The following is an 18,894-nucleotide window of genomic DNA, read 5'->3' on the forward strand; positions in this document are numbered from 1 at the left end:
TAAAACTCTTGTGTTAACTTATCATACGCTGATTTTCCTGTAGAGCAGGAAGCTTTTGACGTAACAACTCGTGTAATTCTGTCACCGTATTTACAATCGAATCGGCTTGCCAAGCGTTTAAATCATCCCGATGTTCGATAGGTAAATAGCCATAAGCTGCCAAGATGGTATACATATCAGCATTGCGGCCAGCATCGATATCACGTGGGTGATCCCCCACATAAATGATTTCATTTGCCGGGATATTTAACTGCTTTGCAGCCAAATACATTGGTTCCGGGTCTGGCTTGGTTTTAGAAACATCTTCAGGACATACCAAAACCGCACAGCGTTCCGTCAGGTTTAACTTTTCTAGAAGAGATTCACTTAAACCACGTGGTTTATTGGTGACAATACCCCACGGAATTTGCTGAGCTTCTAACTCTTCTAAAAGTGGATACATCCCTTCAAACAGGTCAGTATCGACAACTATATTATTGCCATACAAATCTAAAAAATTTTGTCGATGTGCCAAGAAAATTGGATTGGTCACATCCAGCTCTGGGTAAACCAATTTGACCATGGCACGGGCACCTTCAGACACTTGTGTACGAATAAGATCGGCTTCTACAACAGGGCGTCTTGCATCACGGCACATTTGTTGAATAATACGAATAAAGTCGGCAGCCGTATCGATGAGAGTGCCGTCTAAATCAAATAAAACAGCTTTCATCATGCACCTGTCTTTATTGTGTGAACCATATAGTTAACATCAACATTTGGTGCTAACCAATAACGCTTCGTAATTGGGTTGTAGAGCAAGCCTGTCATTTCTTTTAAAGTTAAGCCTGCATTACGAATGTCATGTGCCATTTCAGATGGGCGAATAAACTTGTGATAATCATGCGTACCTTTTGGCAGCATGCGCAGCACATATTCAGCACCAATAATGGCGAATAAATAAGATTTCGGGTTACGGTTGATGGTCGAGAAGAACACATGGCCACCTGGTTTAACCAAAGTCTGACATGCTTTCACAATGGATGCCGGGTCTGGAACATGTTCCATCATTTCCATACAAGTGACCACATCATATTGGCCTGCTTGTTCTTGCGCCAACTCTTCAACTGGAATTTGACGATATTCAATATTTTGAACATTTTCTTGTTGAGCATGCAAACGACCTACGGCTAAAGGTGCTTCACCCATATCAATGCCCAGTACATCTGCTCCACGACGTGCCATGCTTTCAGCCAAAATACCGCCGCCACAGCCGACATCAAGTACTTTTTTACCGGCAAGGCCACCTGCACGTTCATCAATCCAGTTCAAGCGTAAAGGATTGATTTGATGAAGTGGGCGAAATTCAGAATGTTGATCCCACCATTTGGCAGCAAGTGCTTCAAATTTTGCGATTTCTTGTAAATCAACATTCAATTGCGACATGGTGTCACCTCTAAACTTGGGTTATCTTTTTGATGTAGTTCGCCGTTAGTGTAGCGATTATTGGGAAAAAAGCGATAAACCCAATAAAAAACTTCACAGAAGCAAAACGAATTTAGCATATTTGTTTTATATTTAGGGCATAAGCTAATGCATAACAACTTAGAGGAAAAGCTGTAACAATGAAAAAATTGGTTTTGGGTGGTTTGAGTGCAGCAATTATGGCCGTATCGGGTAGTGCAATGGCAGCAGATTTTGTTGCTGGTAAAGACTACACCGTCATCGCCAATCCAGGCAAAGTGGAAGTACCGGGGAAAATCGAAGTTCGTGAGTTCTTTTGGTATGGCTGTCCGCACTGTTTTAAACTTGAACCACATATGCAAACGTGGTTAAAACAAATTCCGAGTGATGTACGTTTTGTGCGTACGCCAGCAGCCATGAACAAAGTATGGGAACAAGGGGCACGTACTTACTATACATCTGAGGCATTAGGTGTACGTAAGCGCACGCATTTACCATTATTCCATGCAATTCAGGTGAATGGTCAGCAGATTTTTGACCAGGCTTCTGCGGCTAAATTCTTTACTCGTTACGGTGTGCCTGAACAAAAATTTAATAGCACTTACAACTCATTTGCTGTAACTGCAAAAGTTGCCGAGTCAAATAAACTTGCTCAACAGTACCAATTAACAGGTGTTCCAGCAGTTGTCGTTAATGGTAAATATGTTGTACAGGGTGAAGATGGTAAAGTCACTCAAGTCCTTAATTACTTAATTGAAAAAGAACGTAAGGCAAAATAATAGTTTTTTGCTTTAAAAAGGGCTTCATAAGAAGCCCTTTTTTTATAAAATTTATTTCATAATCACGAAATAATTCAATTAATTTTGAGAAGTCTCGTCTTCAATCTGAAAATTTAGCGCATCAAAATTGGTGGTTTGGGTAGGTAGTGATAATGCTTGGTTAATATATAAATTAATTAATTTTTGGCGAGAACCAATCGAGCGCTGATAATAAGTCGAGTTTAAAAGCAACGATGCACCGTAAGTGAGTGACCAGATATAAGATAAATAGTCACGAATCGACATATCATAATTTAATGATTTTAAATAACTTTCTGTAATGTCTTTAATCGCTAGAATACGTTGTTGACGAACTTCATAAAGCTCTTCAAAAAGATGCTTCAACTTAGACTCTGTCATCGTCAGATTTTCTTCAAGTTGATGCAATAAAATCGTTTTTCCCGGTGTGAGCAAATGGTGGAGCATGTACCGTGGTGCATACTCTTTAAAATCAGTATTATATTTTTGAGAAATTTCTAAAATTTGTTTTTCATTTTGAATAATCAATTCAAGCAGAAGTTCATTTTTACTTCTAAAGTGCTTATAAAGCGTACCTTTTGCAATATCTAGCTCGGCCACTAATTCATCTAGAGTAATTTCCTGATTGTTTTCTAGTAACAATTTTTCTGCAACGCTTAGAATTTTTTCTTTGCGCATCAAAAACTGTGTATGACGATCAAGATTCATAGGTATTCCCACACCAGTTTGGCCTAACGAATAGTTTACTTCCTGTAAAAAGAAAAAGACTTTTCTTGAAATTTTCGCCTTTTTCTTTCACTCTTTACGTATTAACACATAACCTGTTTTTTGTCATTTGCCAGTTTTACCGTTCCCAGTTAGCAATGCCTCTAAACAGTAAGCGAACTTGTGTAGACGCATTTTCAATAAACGCGGTTTGTTGCTGTTTAAGTTGCTCACCTTGATATTGTTTGGCGAGGTTGAGCCACGTCATTGCCCATGTAAATGACATATTGGTCAAAATGGTAGATAAGACATTTAAGTCTTGAGGATTTTGAATATGTTTAAAATTCTCGAGTTTAGTCAGATCTGTTGTGAGATCTTCAATCAAAAATTCAATTTCTCTAGCAATGGCTGCACGGACCGTTTCTGAACCACCCCAACGTTCAGCAATCATAAATTGCCACTGTTTAGGGCTATGGTTCACTGCCTGTACAAATAGTTCAATACTGGTTTGGGTTTTTGCAGACTTGTGCTGTAAATAACTCTGGCCAAGTTGATGTAAAACGCTTTTTAAATGTAGGGCAACTTGGTCAACCAACTCTTTCCCGAGTTCATCCATGTCTTGAAAATGACGATAGAACGCTGTTGGCACTAAACCCACTTCACGTGCAACTTCACGCAAACTGATACTACTGAACGAACGCCCAGACGTGCTCAGATGCAAGGCTGCATCGAGAAGTGCCTGACGACTTTGCTGTTTTCGTTCATCCCGTATCGACATTAAAAAAACCTATTTAAACCGTGAGCCAAAGTCTAACAAAAAAGAGCAAACTTTCATAAAAAAAATAGTGAACAAGTGTTGACTGAGTGAACACTTATAAATATAGTGTACATATGTTCACTATACGAACATGTGTTCACTCAAATAAATAGCCAGAAACAAAAGAGGAACGTATGAACGCAACACTTAACTATCAACCACATTGGGTTCGAGAAGATTTCGTTGATTTTGTTTTGCAGAAAATTAACGCGACTTGGGCTTGGAAAAGGGTACTTGCAGAAGTTACCGCTGTTCAGCCGCTTCATACCGATATGGTACTGATCAAGCTTAAACCAAATCGTAATTTTAATTTCGATCAAGTTCGAGCGGGACAAAGCATTCTACTGACGTTGCTTATCGATGGCGTTTACCAACAACGTAGCTATTCGATTATTGAGGTAACCACTCAAGGTGAAATCGCTTTAGGTATTAAAATACAAGGCTTGGTGTCTCGTGCAGCTCAACTATTACATGTAGGCGAGTGTGTTGAGATTTCACAGCCACAAGGTGATTTTATTTTACATCAAGGTCAGCAGCCTGCGATTTTAATTGCCTCAGGAAGTGGTATTACTGCAATTTATTCACTCTTGCAGCAAGCTTTAAAACAGCAGCTTGAACAAATCCATGTCATTTATTTTAATCGTGCAGAAATTTTTCATGCCGAATTAAAAGCTTTGGCAGAACAGCATCCACAGCTTCAATATCATTTTTTTAATACCAGCGAGCAAAAACAACATTTAACGGAAAGCTTACTACAAAAGCTGGTTCCAGATTTTGCGCAGACTGCGACCTATATATGTGGGCACCACAGCATGATGCAGCAGGCGAATGAAATTTATGCGCAAAAAGGTGCTCAGTCTCAGCTTCACCAAGAATATTTCCAACCACTTCAAGTGACTGGTACACATGCAGCACAGCCTGTTATTTTCCGCCGTGCTCAACACGAGTTTTTAGCTGAAACGAATTTACTTAGCAGTGCAGAGCAAGCTGGTTTACGCCCACAATATGGTTGCCGTATGGGTGTCTGCAATAAATGCAGCTGTACCAAGGTAAGCGGAGTTACTCAAAACCTGTTAACAGGTGAAATTGAAGACCAACCGAACCGTCCAATTAAACTATGCGTGAGCCAGGCATTAAGCCCCGTCACGATTGATCTATAAAAAGAATTAAAGAGGATTAACCCTATGAATATGGCATTAGAATTTTCTACCGTTTCTAAATCTGCTCATTTAACCCCTGAGCAGATTGAAGAATTTGGCCGTCGTGTTGAACAGATTCGTCAAGATGTTATGCAAAGTCTTGGTGAGCAAGATGCAAAATATATCTACAAAGTCCGTAACTTCGTTCGCTATACCGAAATCGCATCACGTGGCATGTTGATGTTTTGTGGCTGGATTCCTCCTGTCTGGTTATTGGGTACAGGTTTACTGGGTATTTCTAAAATTGTAGAAAACATGGAACTTGGTCATAACGTTATGCACGGTCAGTTTGACTGGTTAAATGAACCAAGTCTGAATGGTAATACTTACGATTGGGATACCATTGCCTCTGGTGATGACTGGCGTGAAACACACAACTATGTACATCACACCTATACCAATATTGTTGGTAAAGACCACGATGTCGGATATGGTATTTTGCGAGTAAGTGATCAACAGAAGTGGGAACCTCGTCACCTATTTAATATTCCTTTGGCTCTACAGTTAATGTTTTTCTTTGAATGGTATGTAGGTGTACAAAATCTACATCTTGAAGATGCATTAGTTTATAAAACCAAAAGCTGGAAACAGGTGTGGAAAGATGCGGCTAAGGTCCGTAAAAAAGCAACGCGCCAAATTTTAAAAGATTATGTGTTTTTCCCTGTGATCTCTGGTCCTATGTTTTTACCGGTTTTTGCAGGCAATGTAGTTGCTAATATTATTCGTAACTTGTGGTCATCTGCTGTGATTTTTAATGGTCACTTTACTGAAGATGCAGAAACGTTTGAGCCGGATAATACCGACATTGAAACTAAGGCAGAGTGGTATTTACGTCAGATTCGTGGTTCAAGTAATTTTAGTGGTACAGAATGGCTTCATTTTATGAGTGGTAATTTAAGCCATCAAATCGAACACCATTTATTCCCAGATATGCCTGCCAACCGCTATAAAGAAGTAGCACCGAAAATTAAGGCACTCTGTGCAGAATACGGCATTAACTACAATGAAGCTAATTTCATGCGTCAGTTCTGGAGTGTATGGGTGCGTTTAGTAAAATGCTCATTACCAAACCACACCACTGCAAAAGTGATGCAGACATTAGAAAAATTAAAAGCAAAATTCAAATTTGCCTAATAGATAGACCAATAAATAGCTCCTAAAAAGGGGCTATTTTTATTTTTAAGTCCTGAAAAGTGCAGACTTACATTTGAAAGTAGGGAATAAACTCAACCTGTCAAAATCCTTTGCTATACTATGCCCAAGTTTGTATTTAAGAGAATTTAGGAAGGATTATGCGTATTGACCAACGTGCATTAGACCAATTACGTGAAGTGAAAATTACACGAAACTACACCCGTTATGCTGAAGGTTCTGTGCTGGTCGAATTTGGTCACACCAAAGTCCTTTGTACTGCAAGCATTGATAACTCAGTGCCACGCTTTTTAAAAGGCCAAGGTCAAGGCTGGGTAACAGCAGAATATGGCATGTTACCGCGCTCAACACACTCACGTTGTGATCGTGAAGCTGCTCGTGGCAAACAAACTGGTCGTACTCAAGAAATCCAACGCCTGATTGGTCGTAGCTTACGTGCGATGGTTGATTTGAAAAAGCTTGGTGAAAATACCATTACCATCGACTGTGATGTCATTCAGGCAGATGGCGGTACACGTACTGCTTCAATCACTGGTGCTGCTGTAGCATTGGTTGATGCGATGAATGTTCTACTTGCACAGAAAAAAATTAAGCAAGATCCGCTTAAAGGCTTAGTTGCTGCAATTTCTGTAGGTATGTATCAAGATGAAGTATTACTTGATCTTTGCTATGAAGAAGACTCGAACTGTCAAACTGACTTAAATGTCGTGATGACACAAGCAGGCGAGTTTATTGAAATTCAAGGTACAGCGGAAGACAAACCGTTTACCCGTGCTCAAAGCAATGCCATGTTAGAAATGGCTGAAAAAGGAATTGCCGAGCTTATTAAAAAGCAACAAGAAGCTTTAGGCTGGTAAGTTTAAGTTTTCTAAAAAACGCATCTTCGGATGCGTTTTTTTATACCTTCATCAAATCGACATAAAAACATCACTTGCCTGTCACCTTTTCGCTTTATTAGTAGTTCGCATTTAAACCGTTTGGAAAAAACCAATGCGAAAACTTTCAATTTTATTAATTACATCTTTAGCACTCATGCTCAGTGCTTGTAACGATGATAATGACTCAGATAATTCATCGCCAACAACACCGCCTACCAGTAATTGCAAAATGCACTGTGCACCATAATAAGAACTCAGGATAGAACTAATGAATCGTCGCGAATTTCTTTTAAATTCTACAAAAACAATGTTTGGGACCGCTGCTCTGGCGAGTTTCCCGCTGAGTATTCAAAAAGCGTTAGCAATTGACGCCAAAGTTGAAAGTGGAACTATTCAAGATGTTAAACACATTGTGATTTTGACTCAGGAAAACCGTTCATTTGATAATTATTTTGGAACACTCAAAGGTGTACGTGGTTTCGGTGACCGTTTTACCATTCCTATGACAGAAGGCCGAAAGGTTTGGGAACAATATGACGCCAACAAAAAGAAAGTATTGCCATACCACTTAGATAGTCGTTTAGGCAATGCTCAGCGTGTTACTGGTACAAATCATTCATGGTCAGATGGTCAAGGTGCTTGGGATAATGGGCGTATGAGTGATTGGGTAGCGCATAAACAACCGCAGTCGATGGGCTATTACAAAAAACAAGAAGTTGAATATCAATTTGCCTTAGCGAATGCTTTTACGATTTGTGATGCCTACCACTGTGCCATGCACGCGGGAACTAACCCGAACCGTAAATTTATCTGGACGGGAACCAATGGACCTACAGGCGCAGGTGTTGCGAGTGTGGTCAACGAATTTGATGGAATTGGTCCATCAACAGAAGGTTATGAATGGATGACATATCCTGAGCGTTTACAGCAGGCTGGCGTGACATGGAAAGTTTATCAAAACATGCCGGATAACTTTACTGATAACCCTTTAGCTGGTTTCAAGCAATATCGCCGTGCAAATGAGCAATCTGGTCAACCTGTCAGTAACGACACACTAACGTGTCCAGCATATGATGAAAAGATTGATGTGACTCAACCACTTTACAAAGGTATTGCCAATACCATGCCAGACGGTGGTTTTTTAGGAACTTTTAAAGCTGATATTGCGCAGGGTAAATTACCGCAAGTGAGTTGGTTAGTTGCTCCTGCAACTTACAGTGAACATCCGGGGCCATCTAGTCCTGTACAAGGCGCTTGGTATATTCAGGAAGTATTAAATGTATTAACTGAAAACCCTCAAGTGTGGAGTCAAACCGTTTTATTGGTGAACTTCGATGAAAATGACGGTTTCTTTGACCATGTTCCTTCACCAAGCGCACCTTCTAAAGATATAAACGGTGTTGTATATGGAAAAACTACTTTAACGGACCAACAAGTATCTTATGAATACTTTAACCATCCAGCAGTAGCGACTTCAAAATCTCAACCCGAAACAGACGGACGGGTGTATGGCCCAGGTGTACGCGTTCCAATGTATGTGATTTCGCCGTGGAGCCGTGGAGGATGGGTAAATTCTCAAGTCTTTGATCATACTTCTATTTTACAATTCTTAGAAAAACGTTTTGGTGTGCAAGAACCTAACATTAGCCCATACCGCCGTGCTGTATGTGGTGATTTAACAACGGCATTTAATTTTAAAACACCGAATCTTTTGCCTGTTGCTGAACTAGATGGGAAGAAAACAAAAGCCGAAGCCGATGCGATTCGTGTCGCTCAAGAACTATTGCCACAAGTTTCTGTTCCGAGCCAGCAACAATTTCCTCAGCAGGAAATAGGAATTCGACCTTCGCGTGCTTTACCTTATATTTTGCACACTAGTGCCAAAGTCGATGTCACTCAAAAAACGGTTAAACTGATGTTCTCCAATACGGGTAAACAGGCAGCCGTTTTCCATGTCTATAACCGATTAGATCTTACGGCAATTCCACGCCGTTATATGGTTGAGGCGGGCAAACAGCTTGATGACGCGTGGAATACTATCAATGGACAGTATGATTTATGGGTACTTGGACCAAATGGTTTTCACCGTGCGTTTAAAGGTAATTTAAGTCAAGCTAATCAGACTCAAGCATTACCGGAAATTAGAGTATGTGTAGAAGAATGTGATGCGAATTTATATTTAAAAGTGCGTCATGATGGTAATAAGTCAGTCAAGCTCAACGTCAAAGCTAATGCTTATCTACCAAACAAGACATGGATGATAGAAACTAATAGTTCTGAAAAAGAACTGGTTTGGGATATGTCTGAATTTGGTGGTTGGTATGATTTTACAGTGACATTAGCGGACGATGCGACGTTTAGTCGCCGTTTTGCAGGACGTATAGAAACTCAAGAAGATTCAATTTCTGATCCATATATGGGTTATTTAGAGTCTTAAGTTATATAGTCTGAATTGGAATTGTTATTTAAAGCCGATTTAGATGACTTTGATAAAAAAGCACGGCCTTATATCATATGAAATTCAAATAGATGTTGTATAGGCTTCCTCACTTTTGAAAGGTCAAAAGTGACAAAAACCTCTGTTTCTCTGATGTTACCTCCATGTAACACAGAGAAACGGTAACATCCATGTCACCTGTCACGATAGTAAATAAAGGGAATAGGGTGTTTATATAAAATACTATGTGGGAAGATGCTGTCGTATAGATGAATAATAAAAATAAAGACTTACCTTTTGTAACAGAATCTCCTAAGCCTAGTCATATTTATCTTTTACCTTGAAACCCTAATTTTTTAAAGTGATGGGGAAAATTTATGCTACAAGGTTTTATTGTATTATTAGCAGTAGTTACTTTTGTTTTAATGGCTGCCGATCCACGGGATAGTGGGGCACAAGCGACTCAGTCAGCATGGCAAAAAACACAAGCGGCAGACATGACCAAGTCGCAAAAAAATACCAATAATGATGCTGATTTTATTTAGGCATTAAAACGCATTGATAAATCAACGGCTTTGACATCTTTAGTCAACACGCCCATAGAAATATAGTCGACACCAGTAGTCGCTACTTCGCGTAAGTTTTCAATAGTGATATTGCCCGAAGCTTCGAGTTTACAGCGTCCCGCCACGTGTTTTACAGCATCAATCATTTGTTGTTGGCTAAAATTGTCGAGCATGACAATGTCTGCACCTGCTTCAAGCGCTTGGTTTAGCTCATCCCAAGTTTCAACTTCGACTTCAACAGGTTTACCCGGCGCAATTTGATGTGCTTTTGCTATCGCTTGGGCAATACCGCCCGCTGCCATAATATGATTTTCTTTAATTAAGAATGCATCAAATAAACCGAGGCGGTGATTTTGTCCGCCGCCGACGGTTACGGCGTATTTTTGTGCAATACGTAAGCCCGGTAAAGTTTTACGTGTATCGAGAAGTTTTGTATTTAAACCTTCAAGATGCTGAACATATTCAGCAGTTTTTGTAGCAACAGCAGATAAAGTTTGAATAAAGTTTAAAGCAGGGCGCTCTACAGTCAGTAAGCTACGTGCAGAACCAGTAAGCTTTAAAAAGGCTTCATTTGCAGCAACACGGTCACCTTCTTGTTTTAACCAAGTCACCTGTATAGTGTTGTCATAAGCTGAGATGAGCGCATTCACCCAAGGCTGTCCAGCTAAAACCATATCTTCACGGCTAATGATAGTTGCAGTAGCCTGTTCATCTTCAGGTGTGAGCATGGCGGTAATGTCACCGTCCCCAATATCTTCTTGTAATGCTTGTTGAATATTGATTTGAATTGACTGTTCAAGCAAAGACTGAGGTATGCTCATACGGTTTCCATTTTGTCGATGACCCTAAAACTTGCGATATATTAGCACCGTCGACTTTAAAAATAAGCTGTTTTATCAGATTAATCGCGATAAACAATCATACTGACTACTCTGAAAAGCAATTAACTGTTTTAAACTAAAACAATTGGCAAGCAATTTATTGGCATCTCAATGAAGCAAATCACACCGTATGAAGTTATAGATGGACAATTAAAAGGGGCGAGACAAGTACCTTCTCCAAATTTTAACCAGCGTCCCGCTGGTACCGAAATACAAATGATTGTGGTTCATAATATTAGCTTGCCGCCTTCTCAGTTTGGGGGAGGCTATATTGAACAGTTTTTCCAGAATAAATTAGATTGGTCCGTTCATCCCTATTTTCAGACTATTGAAGGTATGCAAGTTTCTACACACCTGTTAATTTTACGAACAGGTGAAGTCCTACAGTTTGTTAACTTTAATGATCGTGCTTGGCATGCAGGGCGTTCAAGCTACTTAGCCAAAGTTGAATGTAATGATTATTCAATTGGTATTGAGCTTGAAGGAAGTGATGATTTACCTTTTGAAGACGTACAATATGAAGTGCTAACTGACGTTGTTACTGCTATTCATCAGGCCTATCCTGAAATTAAAAACCATATTGCAGGGCATTCAGATATTGCACCGGGCCGAAAAACCGATCCGGGACCTTATTTTAAATGGCAGCACTTTAGGCAGTTGTTAGCACAGAAAAAAACTTGAGTTCATTCATCATTTCACAACGAAAAGATTTTCTAGTTTCATTACAATAGCGACTTTCGAATATAGCTGTAGGTGAGTACGATGGCATTATGGCGATCGACTTTTATTGTCAGTGCGATGACGATGTTGTCACGGGTATTAGGCTTAGTACGAGATGTCGTATTGCTCAACGTGTTTGGTGCGGGTAAAGATTTCGATACCTTCGTTGTGGCTTTTCGTATTCCCAACTTCTTTCGACGGTTGTTTGCCGAAGGGGCTTTTTCACAGGCTTTTATTCCGGTATTGACCGAATATAAAACAGGTCGTGCGCATGCAGAAGTTCAAATCCTGATTAGTCGGGTATTTGGCTGTTTGCTGACAGTCATGACTTTACTGACTTTCGTGGCTATGGTTTTAGCTCCAGCAATTATCTACATGTATGCGCCGGGCTTCCATAATGACCCTGAAAAGTTTGATTTAGCGGTCAGTATGTTCCGTCTGACCATTCCCTATTTAATGTTTATGTCGCTTACGGCTTTTGCCAGTAGCATCTTAAACAGTTATGGCTCGTTTGCCTCGCCAGCTTTTTCACCTGTTTTACTGAACGTAGCAATGATTGCAGGGGCTTGGTGGCTTACACCGTATATGGCTGAGCCAATCAAAGCTTTAGGTTGGTCAGTTGTTGCGGCTGGTATTTTACAGTTAGCTATACAAATTCCTGAGTTATGGCGTAAAAACTTACTGATCCCACCAAAAGTTGATTTTAAACATGAAGGCGTTGAGCGTATTTTAAAATTAATGCTTCCAGCATTATTTGGTGTCTCTGTGACTCAGATTAACCTATTGCTAAATACGATTTGGGCATCTTTCATGCAAGATGGTTCAGTGTCTTGGCTCTACAGTGCCGAACGTATGACCGAGTTACCTTTAGGTTTAATCGGTGTTGCGATTGGTACAGTGATTTTGCCTTCACTGTCAGCACGTCATGCTGAACAAGACCAAGCGAAGTTTCGCAGTATGATCGATTGGGCAGCAAAAGTGATTGTGTTGGTTGGTTTGCCAGCAAGTATTGCTTTATTTATGCTTTCTACACCGATTATTCAGGCATTGTTCCAACGTGGTGAGTTTGATTTACGCGATACACAAATGACAGCACTTGCATTGCAATGTATGAGTGCAGGCGTAATTTCCTTTATGTTAATTAAAGTATTTGCACCAGGTTTCTATGCGCAGCAAGATACAAAAACACCGGTCCGTGTGGGTTTAATGTCGGTTGCTGCCAATGCGATTTTAAACGTTGTATTCATTGGATTCTTTAAATTAATCAATTGGCATGCAGAGCATATGGCGCTTGCATTAGCCTCTTCTGGTTCAGCTTTAGTAAATGCAGGTTTGCTCTATTTCTACCTACATAAGCGTAATATTTTCCGATTTGGTGCACATTGGAAAAAACTGGCACTTCAATATGGCTTGGCTAATCTTGCGATGATTGCAGCGCTTTGGTTCGGGTTAAATTGGTATAACGGAGAACTCTCTCAATGGGTTCGTGTTGCAGAGGTGGTAGGTTTATGCGTTGTAGGTGTGATCGCTTACTTAATTGGCTTATTACTGACAGGCTTTAGACCGAGAGATTTAAAACACTAAAATAAAAAAGCGATCAATTTAGATCGCTTTTTTTATCTTCGAAAATTATTTTGGCAAAACTTGTAGCAACTCAATATCAAAAATTAAAGTACTATTTGGACCGATACTATCCCCAGCGCCAACTTCACCATAAGCAAGTTTTGCTGGAATGAAGAAACGGGTTTTACCGCCTTCTTTCATAGTTTGTAAGCCTTCGGTCCATCCAGCGATCACTTGATTTAACTGGAAATCAACAGGGTGATTACGTGCAATTGAGCTATCAAATACAGTTCCGTCGAGTAAACGTCCTTCATAGTTTACTTTTACACGAGAGGTGGCTTTAGGTGTTTTACCAGTGCCTTCTTTTAATACCTGATATTGCAGACCTGATTTAGTCGTAATCACACCAGATTTTTTAGCATTTTCTGCCAGAAAAGCTGCACCAGTCTGAGCGTTTTGTTGACCTTGTTTTTGAAATTCGACTAGCTGTTTAGCTTCTAATGTTTTTTTATAATCATTAATTGCTTTCGCCATTTCTTCATCAGTTAGGCGTGCTGTCTTATTTTGAGCACCTTCTTGTAAACCTTGGTAAAAAATATCAAGATTTAAATCTGTTAACGCATCAGTATTATTACGGCCCATTAAATAACCATAACTATAACTAAACTGATCTTTTGCCGGACTTTTATTTGTTATCGGTGCAGCAGCAAAAACAGATAAACTCATTGTTGACGCTGCAATAACCAAACTGATTTTTTTCATGTCATTTTCCAAAAAAAACAGGAGAGTATAACGGCTCTCCTGGATTGTTATTATTTCACTGAAATGAGTTCTACATCAAAAATCAGTGTACTGTTTGCTGGAATTCCAGGAAGCTCTTGTGGGCCATATGCAAGATTTGATGGTATAAAGAAAGTCGCTTTTCCACCTTCTTTCATGAGTTGAAGACCTTCAGTCCAACCCGGAATGACCTGATTAAGCGGGAATTCTACTGGTTGACCACGCTTATAAGAACTATCGAAAACCTGTCCATTAATTAAGCGGCCTTCATAATGTACTTTAACAATAGACTGAGCAGTTGGCTGTTTACCAGTACCTTCTTTAGTAATGATATATTGCAAACCTGATGCAGTGGTTTTTACGCCAGCTTTCGTTTTGTTTTCTGCAAGGAACTGTGCATCTGCAGAGTCAGCAGCTGTACCCGCTTGCTCAGGTTTGTCTTGATGCTGCATTTTTTGTTGTAACTCTTTTTCATAAGCAGCAACGGCAGCTTTTAAATCTTCTTGAGTATAAGCACTAGGCTGCTTATTGCGCGCATCATGGATCCCTTGAACAAATGCTTTAGTATCTAGTTCAGGAGGGGTTTGCTGAGCAACTTCATACCCAAGAACATAACTGATTTTTTGAATTGGAGAAGCATTTTTGTCTGCTTTACGTCCGACTTCTGTGGTCGGATGTTGAGTTGCATAATATACAGGTACAAGTGCAGCACCGCCTAAAACTACAGCGACAGCAATGGGTAAGGCTTTACTCATAAAAGGTTCCAAAAATAATCATTTGAGTCTAAAAGGCTGCTTCGATCTTAGCATGCTTCGACTTAAGCATAGAATGTTTAACAAAAAAAACGAGTGGTTTTTTATATATTTTAGTTAGTTTTAATGTGGCAAAACTTAAAAAGCAAATAAAAAACCGGATCATTTGATCCGGTTTTATGAAGAGTTTTAATTAGTCTTCTTTTTGTGCCTTATAGGCATAAGCATAGTTATAACCATAACCATAGCCAGCGCTAGCACGTTGAATATCATTGAGAATAAAGCCGTTAACTTTAACACCCGCCTGTTCAAAACGATTAACAGTTAGTTCAAGCTCTTTCATTTGTGACTTGGCGTAGCGTGCAACAATTAAGTTCACACCAGTATATTGTGAAATAATAATACCATCGGTTACCGCAAGTACTGGTGGAGTATCAATAATGATGTGGTCATATTGGCTTTGTAGTTGTTCAAGTAATTCTTTAAACTGATTTGAGCTTAAAATCTCTGAAGGATTTGTTGGACTCTTACCACGAGTGATCACATCAAGATTGGCTACCTGAGTTTTGTGCAATACTTTTTGTAAATCAGCTTGTCCACTTAACAATTCTGATAGACCTGGTTTCACATCAACATCGAAATATTTATGCATATAACCACGACGCATATCGGCATCGATCAATAGTACTCGTTTATCGCCTTGGGCAAAAATAGTCGCCAAGTTAGTTGAAATAAACGATTTACCTACCTCAGGAGAAGGGCCTGCAATCATAATGATATTATTTTTTGCATTTGCTAATGCAAAGTGAATAGCTGTACGGATACTACGTAAGCTCTCAATGGCAATATCATCACTGTTTTTAACCGCAAGAATAGGAATACTCTTCTTCTTCTTTAAAATCTTGATGCGGCTTTCTTGAATTGGAGAACGAGGAACAGTTGCATAAACCGGTAAATCCAATTCATTTTCAATCTGTCCAGAATCTTTAATACCTGTACGTAACATATTACGTAATAAGGCAATCAATGTTCCAAGAAAACCACCCACAAATACAGATAAAATAAGGACTAATAGTTTCTTTGGTTTAATAGGCTGAACAGGTTCGATAGCCGTATCGACAATGCGTACATTGCCAATTTCGCCGGCTTTGGCAATACGAAGTTGCTGATATGAATTTAAAAGAGCTGTATAAAGCTGTGTTTTAACTTCAACTTCACGATAAAGCTGTAAATACTGGCGTTGAACATCGGGTAATTGTTTTAAAGTACTATTGAGCTCACCAATTTGCTTATTAATCGCAGCGAGCTGGCCATTAATTTCTCTCATTGCCGGATGTTCAGCCGTATATTTTGCTGCCATTTCAGCTTGTTTCTGCTCAAGCTCTGCTTTTTTAGTTTCCAAAGTAATACTTTGAGTTAAATATAGCTCAGATTCTTTAGTCACATCAACGGTATTATACTGTTGACGGAATTTATTAAATTGACGCTCAGCATCATCTAGCTGTTTTTTCAGGTCAGGTAGCTGTTCATCTAAAAATTTTAAGGTCTGAGCAGATTCTGCCGAACGGCGCTCAATATTTTGTGCACTATAGGTCGCTAAAATAGCATTTAAGACTTTAGTAATATGTTCTTGATCTTGCCCTTGATAGCTAAGTCCTAATATACCTGTGAGTTTACCTTTTTCTTCTACAGAATAGTCGGAACTGATAGATTTTATAGCTAAAGGAAGTGATAATTTCTTAATATTATAAGTTGATTCAAATTGGTCGTTTGTAAATATAGCAACTTTCCATACACCATACGGTCCTGTAACGCTGTTAGCTTGGTTTAATGGAACAGTTAAGATGACTTCTTCAGTATCTGGATCTGTTAAACGTAAAGACTGTTTATCAAAATCAAGAAGTAAGTTCTTATCTAAGTAATAAGCTGGAATCTCAAACTGACGTATATCAAAACTTTTTAAACCATCTTTAAATAAAACCGATTTTTTAGCATATTCAGTTTTGTAATCAGTATCACTCAATAAGCGATGTGTAAATGTATTTTCAGTGCTAGAGACCTGTATATTCAGATGTAAATCTTTAATAACAGAACCTAAAACCAAACGAGATTTTAAAATTTCTATTTCTGCTTGAGCTGGTGATTTTTGCTCGATCATTTGTGATAGATCGCCTAAAAGTGCAGCAGAAGCTCCCTTGCTGTCCTCAACCTGAACTAAAGCATCTACCGAATAGGTATCTGGTGTTACACGTAAATAGAGTAGTGCACATACAACGCTTAAAATAACGCATAGAGCAATGAGTTTCCACTGTGCAATCAGTGAAAAAAACAATTCTTTTAAGTCAATTGTATCTTCGGTATTAGTATTCTGTTGGTTCATATGCTTAAAAATCTATACGTTAAATATAAGGTTTCCAGTCAGCCACGCATTGCTGAATGAGCTGGCAAGTTTCATCAAATACAGCTTGCTCATGCTGGTAAGGATCGGGCACATTTTTATTTTGCCAGTGGCCTAAGCGATAGGTTTTACCTTTCGCAAAGGGCCAAGTTTGCTCAATATGCTTTTGTTGGTTATTACTCATCACTAAAATAAGATCAGCTTTTTTGATGAGTTCGGCATTGAGTTTTCTTGCAATATGGGATTGCATATCAATGCCTAAACGCTGCATACAGAGTTGTGCCTTTTCATCAGCCTGATGCCCAATCAACCCCGAAATACCCGCAGATTCAATATTGAGTTGAGGATATTGCTGTTTTAAAAAATATTCTGCCATAGGACTACGGCAGATATTTCCAATACAGACGACTAAAATATTTTTAATTTGCATAAAATTATTGTCCCAAACGGTCTATGTTATATAAAGCATTTGAGAAAGGAATAATTTGGTTGATAATACGTTGCCAACGTGTCAAGCCAGTTGCATCAACATAAACGACATCATTACTACGTAGTCTAAATTGATTCGCTAAACCAAAATCACCAATACTCATTAAATTTAAATGATAAATTTCGGTTGTGCGGTCATTCGGGTTAGTCCGTACTACATAGATACGGCTAGCACTTCCAGATAAAGGATTTATTCCTAAACTTTCACCTAGGGCATCAGTCAGTGTCATGCCTTGATCACGCATTGGTAACGCTTGGTTTTTACCTGACTCACCCATCACATAAATTTTTTGGTTCTCACGTGTGCTTACATAAATAGTATCGTTTGGCTGAACCAGAAGTTTATGAAGTGAATAGCCAGCCTTTTCTAAATCAATCGTATTTAGGTTATAAGTTCGGCCATTGCGAATGAGTTGAATATAAGTGTTATCACCCGTTGTAGTTACACCACCTGCCATACCCAATGCAGTATAAATACTGACAGGTTGGTCGTTTAAATAAAATTGACCACCTTTAGTAACACTACCTTGAACAGAGAAACGTTGTCCTTCATAAGAGACTACACGCACTACCACATCCGGATTTTTTAAAAAGCGAGCCAGTTGGTTGTGTAGCTCACGGTTGACTTGAGCAAGTGTTTTACCGGATGCTTTATAGCGTCCAACTAGTGGAAACTGAATATACCCCGTTTGGTCGATTGGGTAACCATTCGCTTGAACAGATTGTTCATTACTAATGTTGCTTACAGGAGGAGTAATTTCCGGGTAAGCCCACAGCTGAATAGAGAGAACATCGCCTGGACTTAAACGATAAATAGATTGTTGGTTTTTAAATAAGGAAGCGTAGTCACGTTGATAGTCAATTTGAGCTGGTTGTATTGCCGGTAATGTTTCTTGAGAAATTTTAATGACATTAACCGTAGTTCCGAGGTCTGTTTTATAAACTCCCTCACTCGGAATATCATAAGTTTGTAAACCGGAAGTAACCGCGCAGCTGGCAGCACTTAAACTTAAGGCAAGAACAGAGAAAAACTGGCAATACTTCACACGCGACCCTTTGTGTATTTATCTTTAATTGATATTGTCCACTGCATAGCGACAAGTGTCTATTAAACGCAGGCTGAACTGATTCTAGCTGAAAAGAAATGAAAAAACATAGAAAAATCGCAAGGCTTTGTATGTTTAGTTTATCTGGAACGGGCTTTTAAGCAGTGGTCACAGTGCAGAAATATTAATAATGTATAATTTTGGCTACATTAAAAAGGTAGCTTATAAACGTTGTAAACACATTTATACAATTGACGTACGGCGCTGAATG

Annotated in this window: 19 protein-coding genes; 9 read left to right on the forward strand and 10 right to left on the reverse strand. The window is 39.1% G+C overall.

What is annotated here, in order from left to right:
- Positions 1-13 precede the first annotated feature (13 nt).
- Together HMPREF0014_RS21380 and ubiG are read right to left on the reverse strand one after the other, a co-directional pair.
- Complete coding sequence (locus HMPREF0014_RS21380; protein ID WP_000973871.1) at positions 14-715, reverse strand: HAD-IA family hydrolase; 702 nt, start codon at positions 713-715, stop codon at positions 14-16.
- On the reverse strand, positions 712-1,425 hold the full coding sequence (gene ubiG / locus HMPREF0014_RS21385; RefSeq protein WP_000080760.1) for a bifunctional 2-polyprenyl-6-hydroxyphenol methylase/3-demethylubiquinol 3-O-methyltransferase UbiG: 714 nt from the start codon (positions 1,423-1,425) through the stop codon (positions 712-714). Before ubiG ends, HMPREF0014_RS21380 begins: the two co-directional genes overlap by 4 nt.
- Positions 1,426-1,604: 179 nt before the next feature.
- Between ubiG and HMPREF0014_RS21390 the strand changes: the two genes are divergently transcribed.
- A complete protein-coding gene (locus HMPREF0014_RS21390) occupies positions 1,605-2,222 on the forward strand; it encodes a thiol:disulfide interchange protein DsbA/DsbL (protein ID WP_000737567.1) in 618 nt (205 codons plus the stop codon).
- 78 nt (positions 2,223-2,300) lie between these two features.
- Here HMPREF0014_RS21390 and HMPREF0014_RS21395 read toward each other — a convergent pair whose 3' ends face one another.
- On the reverse strand, positions 2,301-2,948 hold the full coding sequence (locus HMPREF0014_RS21395; protein WP_001047028.1) for a TetR/AcrR family transcriptional regulator: 648 nt from the start codon (positions 2,946-2,948) through the stop codon (positions 2,301-2,303).
- Between the two features lie 136 nt (positions 2,949-3,084).
- The gene (locus tag HMPREF0014_RS21400) at positions 3,085-3,723 is read right to left on the reverse strand and encodes a TetR family transcriptional regulator (protein ID WP_000027529.1); all 639 of its coding nucleotides are present in this window, start codon (positions 3,721-3,723) and stop codon (positions 3,085-3,087) included.
- A 173-nt stretch (positions 3,724-3,896) separates the two neighbouring features.
- Between HMPREF0014_RS21400 and HMPREF0014_RS21405 the strand changes: the two genes are divergently transcribed.
- The 6 genes from HMPREF0014_RS21405 (at position 3,897) to HMPREF0014_RS21425 (ending at position 9,973) form a co-directional block, all read left to right on the forward strand.
- Positions 3,897-4,922, forward strand: a complete 1,026-nt coding sequence (locus tag HMPREF0014_RS21405) for a ferredoxin reductase (RefSeq protein WP_000994531.1) — start codon at positions 3,897-3,899, stop codon at positions 4,920-4,922.
- 30 nt (positions 4,923-4,952) lie between these two features.
- Positions 4,953-6,095, forward strand: coding sequence for an acyl-CoA desaturase (locus HMPREF0014_RS21410; protein ID WP_082187654.1), 1,143 nt, complete (start codon positions 4,953-4,955; stop codon positions 6,093-6,095).
- 158 nt (positions 6,096-6,253) lie between these two features.
- The gene (gene rph, locus HMPREF0014_RS21415; RefSeq protein WP_001217232.1) at positions 6,254-6,970 is read left to right on the forward strand and encodes a ribonuclease PH; all 717 of its coding nucleotides are present in this window, start codon (positions 6,254-6,256) and stop codon (positions 6,968-6,970) included.
- A gap of 133 nt (positions 6,971-7,103) precedes the next feature.
- The gene (locus HMPREF0014_RS26445) at positions 7,104-7,238 is read left to right on the forward strand and encodes a hypothetical protein (protein WP_254974790.1); all 135 of its coding nucleotides are present in this window, start codon (positions 7,104-7,106) and stop codon (positions 7,236-7,238) included.
- A gap of 21 nt (positions 7,239-7,259) precedes the next feature.
- A complete protein-coding gene (locus HMPREF0014_RS21420) occupies positions 7,260-9,428 on the forward strand; it encodes a phospholipase C, phosphocholine-specific (protein ID WP_004644027.1) in 2,169 nt (722 codons plus the stop codon).
- 377 nt (positions 9,429-9,805) lie between these two features.
- On the forward strand, positions 9,806-9,973 hold the full coding sequence (locus tag HMPREF0014_RS21425) for a hypothetical protein (RefSeq protein ID WP_000938939.1): 168 nt from the start codon (positions 9,806-9,808) through the stop codon (positions 9,971-9,973).
- Here HMPREF0014_RS21425 and nadC read toward each other — a convergent pair.
- Positions 9,970-10,815 carry a carboxylating nicotinate-nucleotide diphosphorylase gene (gene nadC / locus HMPREF0014_RS21430; RefSeq protein WP_000026917.1) on the reverse strand — a complete coding sequence of 282 codons (846 nt, stop codon included), beginning with the start codon at positions 10,813-10,815 and terminating at the stop codon, positions 9,970-9,972. The two genes, HMPREF0014_RS21425 and nadC, sit on opposite strands and share 4 nt — an antisense overlap.
- Positions 10,816-10,986: 171 nt before the next feature.
- On the opposite strand from nadC, the gene ampD reads away from it, so the two are divergent.
- Together ampD and murJ are read left to right on the forward strand one after the other, a co-directional pair.
- On the forward strand, positions 10,987-11,556 hold the full coding sequence (gene ampD, locus HMPREF0014_RS21435; RefSeq protein WP_000810003.1) for a 1,6-anhydro-N-acetylmuramyl-L-alanine amidase AmpD: 570 nt from the start codon (positions 10,987-10,989) through the stop codon (positions 11,554-11,556).
- Positions 11,557-11,628: 72 nt separating this feature from the next.
- Complete coding sequence (gene murJ, locus HMPREF0014_RS21440; protein ID WP_169518025.1) at positions 11,629-13,179, forward strand: murein biosynthesis integral membrane protein MurJ; 1,551 nt, start codon at positions 11,629-11,631, stop codon at positions 13,177-13,179.
- A gap of 45 nt (positions 13,180-13,224) precedes the next feature.
- Here murJ and HMPREF0014_RS21445 read toward each other — a convergent pair whose 3' ends face one another.
- From HMPREF0014_RS21445 to HMPREF0014_RS21465, 5 genes are all read right to left on the reverse strand, one after another.
- Entirely contained in the window at positions 13,225-13,920 is a 696-nt protein-coding gene (locus HMPREF0014_RS21445; protein ID WP_000724225.1) for an FKBP-type peptidyl-prolyl cis-trans isomerase, read from the reverse strand.
- A gap of 50 nt (positions 13,921-13,970) precedes the next feature.
- Positions 13,971-14,693, reverse strand: coding sequence for an FKBP-type peptidyl-prolyl cis-trans isomerase (locus tag HMPREF0014_RS21450; protein WP_000030395.1), 723 nt, complete (start codon positions 14,691-14,693; stop codon positions 13,971-13,973).
- A 190-nt stretch (positions 14,694-14,883) separates the two neighbouring features.
- Positions 14,884-17,070, reverse strand: coding sequence for a polysaccharide biosynthesis tyrosine autokinase (locus tag HMPREF0014_RS21455; protein ID WP_001075967.1), 2,187 nt, complete (start codon positions 17,068-17,070; stop codon positions 14,884-14,886).
- Positions 17,071-17,089: 19 nt separating this feature from the next.
- A complete protein-coding gene (locus HMPREF0014_RS21460; protein WP_001165989.1) occupies positions 17,090-17,518 on the reverse strand; it encodes a low molecular weight phosphotyrosine protein phosphatase in 429 nt (142 codons plus the stop codon).
- A gap of 4 nt (positions 17,519-17,522) precedes the next feature.
- Complete coding sequence (locus HMPREF0014_RS21465) at positions 17,523-18,623, reverse strand: polysaccharide biosynthesis/export family protein (protein ID WP_000872583.1); 1,101 nt, start codon at positions 18,621-18,623, stop codon at positions 17,523-17,525.
- Positions 18,624-18,894 lie beyond the last annotated feature (271 nt).

Source organism: Acinetobacter sp. RUH 2624 (assembly GCF_000162375.2).
Classification (GTDB): Bacteria; Pseudomonadota; Gammaproteobacteria; order Pseudomonadales; family Moraxellaceae; genus Acinetobacter; species Acinetobacter nosocomialis.

Excerpts from the sequence above, each read along its gene's own strand:
- HMPREF0014_RS21380 (WP_000973871.1), bottom strand. The coding sequence starts at position 715 with ATGATGAAAGCTGTTTTATTTGATTTAGACGGCACTCTCATCGATACG.
- HMPREF0014_RS21460 (WP_001165989.1), bottom strand. The coding sequence starts at position 17,518 with ATGCAAATTAAAAATATTTTAGTCGTCTGTATTGGAAATATCTGCCGT.
- HMPREF0014_RS21405 (WP_000994531.1), top strand. The coding sequence starts at position 3,897 with ATGAACGCAACACTTAACTATCAACCACATTGGGTTCGAGAAGATTTC.
- HMPREF0014_RS21395 (WP_001047028.1), bottom strand. The coding sequence starts at position 2,948 with ATGAATCTTGATCGTCATACACAGTTTTTGATGCGCAAAGAAAAAATT.
- HMPREF0014_RS26445 (WP_254974790.1), top strand. The coding sequence starts at position 7,104 with ATGCGAAAACTTTCAATTTTATTAATTACATCTTTAGCACTCATGCTC.
- HMPREF0014_RS21420 (WP_004644027.1), top strand. The coding sequence starts at position 7,260 with ATGAATCGTCGCGAATTTCTTTTAAATTCTACAAAAACAATGTTTGGG.
- ubiG (WP_000080760.1), bottom strand. The coding sequence starts at position 1,425 with ATGTCGCAATTGAATGTTGATTTACAAGAAATCGCAAAATTTGAAGCA.
- HMPREF0014_RS21390 (WP_000737567.1), top strand. The coding sequence starts at position 1,605 with ATGAAAAAATTGGTTTTGGGTGGTTTGAGTGCAGCAATTATGGCCGTA.
- HMPREF0014_RS21400 (WP_000027529.1), bottom strand. The coding sequence starts at position 3,723 with ATGTCGATACGGGATGAACGAAAACAGCAAAGTCGTCAGGCACTTCTC.
- rph (WP_001217232.1), top strand. The coding sequence starts at position 6,254 with ATGCGTATTGACCAACGTGCATTAGACCAATTACGTGAAGTGAAAATT.
- HMPREF0014_RS21445 (WP_000724225.1), bottom strand. The coding sequence starts at position 13,920 with ATGAAAAAAATCAGTTTGGTTATTGCAGCGTCAACAATGAGTTTATCT.
- HMPREF0014_RS21410 (WP_082187654.1), top strand. The coding sequence starts at position 4,953 with ATGGCATTAGAATTTTCTACCGTTTCTAAATCTGCTCATTTAACCCCT.
- ampD (WP_000810003.1), top strand. The coding sequence starts at position 10,987 with ATGAAGCAAATCACACCGTATGAAGTTATAGATGGACAATTAAAAGGG.
- nadC (WP_000026917.1), bottom strand. The coding sequence starts at position 10,815 with ATGAGCATACCTCAGTCTTTGCTTGAACAGTCAATTCAAATCAATATT.
- HMPREF0014_RS21455 (WP_001075967.1), bottom strand. The coding sequence starts at position 17,070 with ATGAACCAACAGAATACTAATACCGAAGATACAATTGACTTAAAAGAA.
- HMPREF0014_RS21450 (WP_000030395.1), bottom strand. The coding sequence starts at position 14,693 with ATGAGTAAAGCCTTACCCATTGCTGTCGCTGTAGTTTTAGGCGGTGCT.
- HMPREF0014_RS21425 (WP_000938939.1), top strand. The coding sequence starts at position 9,806 with ATGCTACAAGGTTTTATTGTATTATTAGCAGTAGTTACTTTTGTTTTA.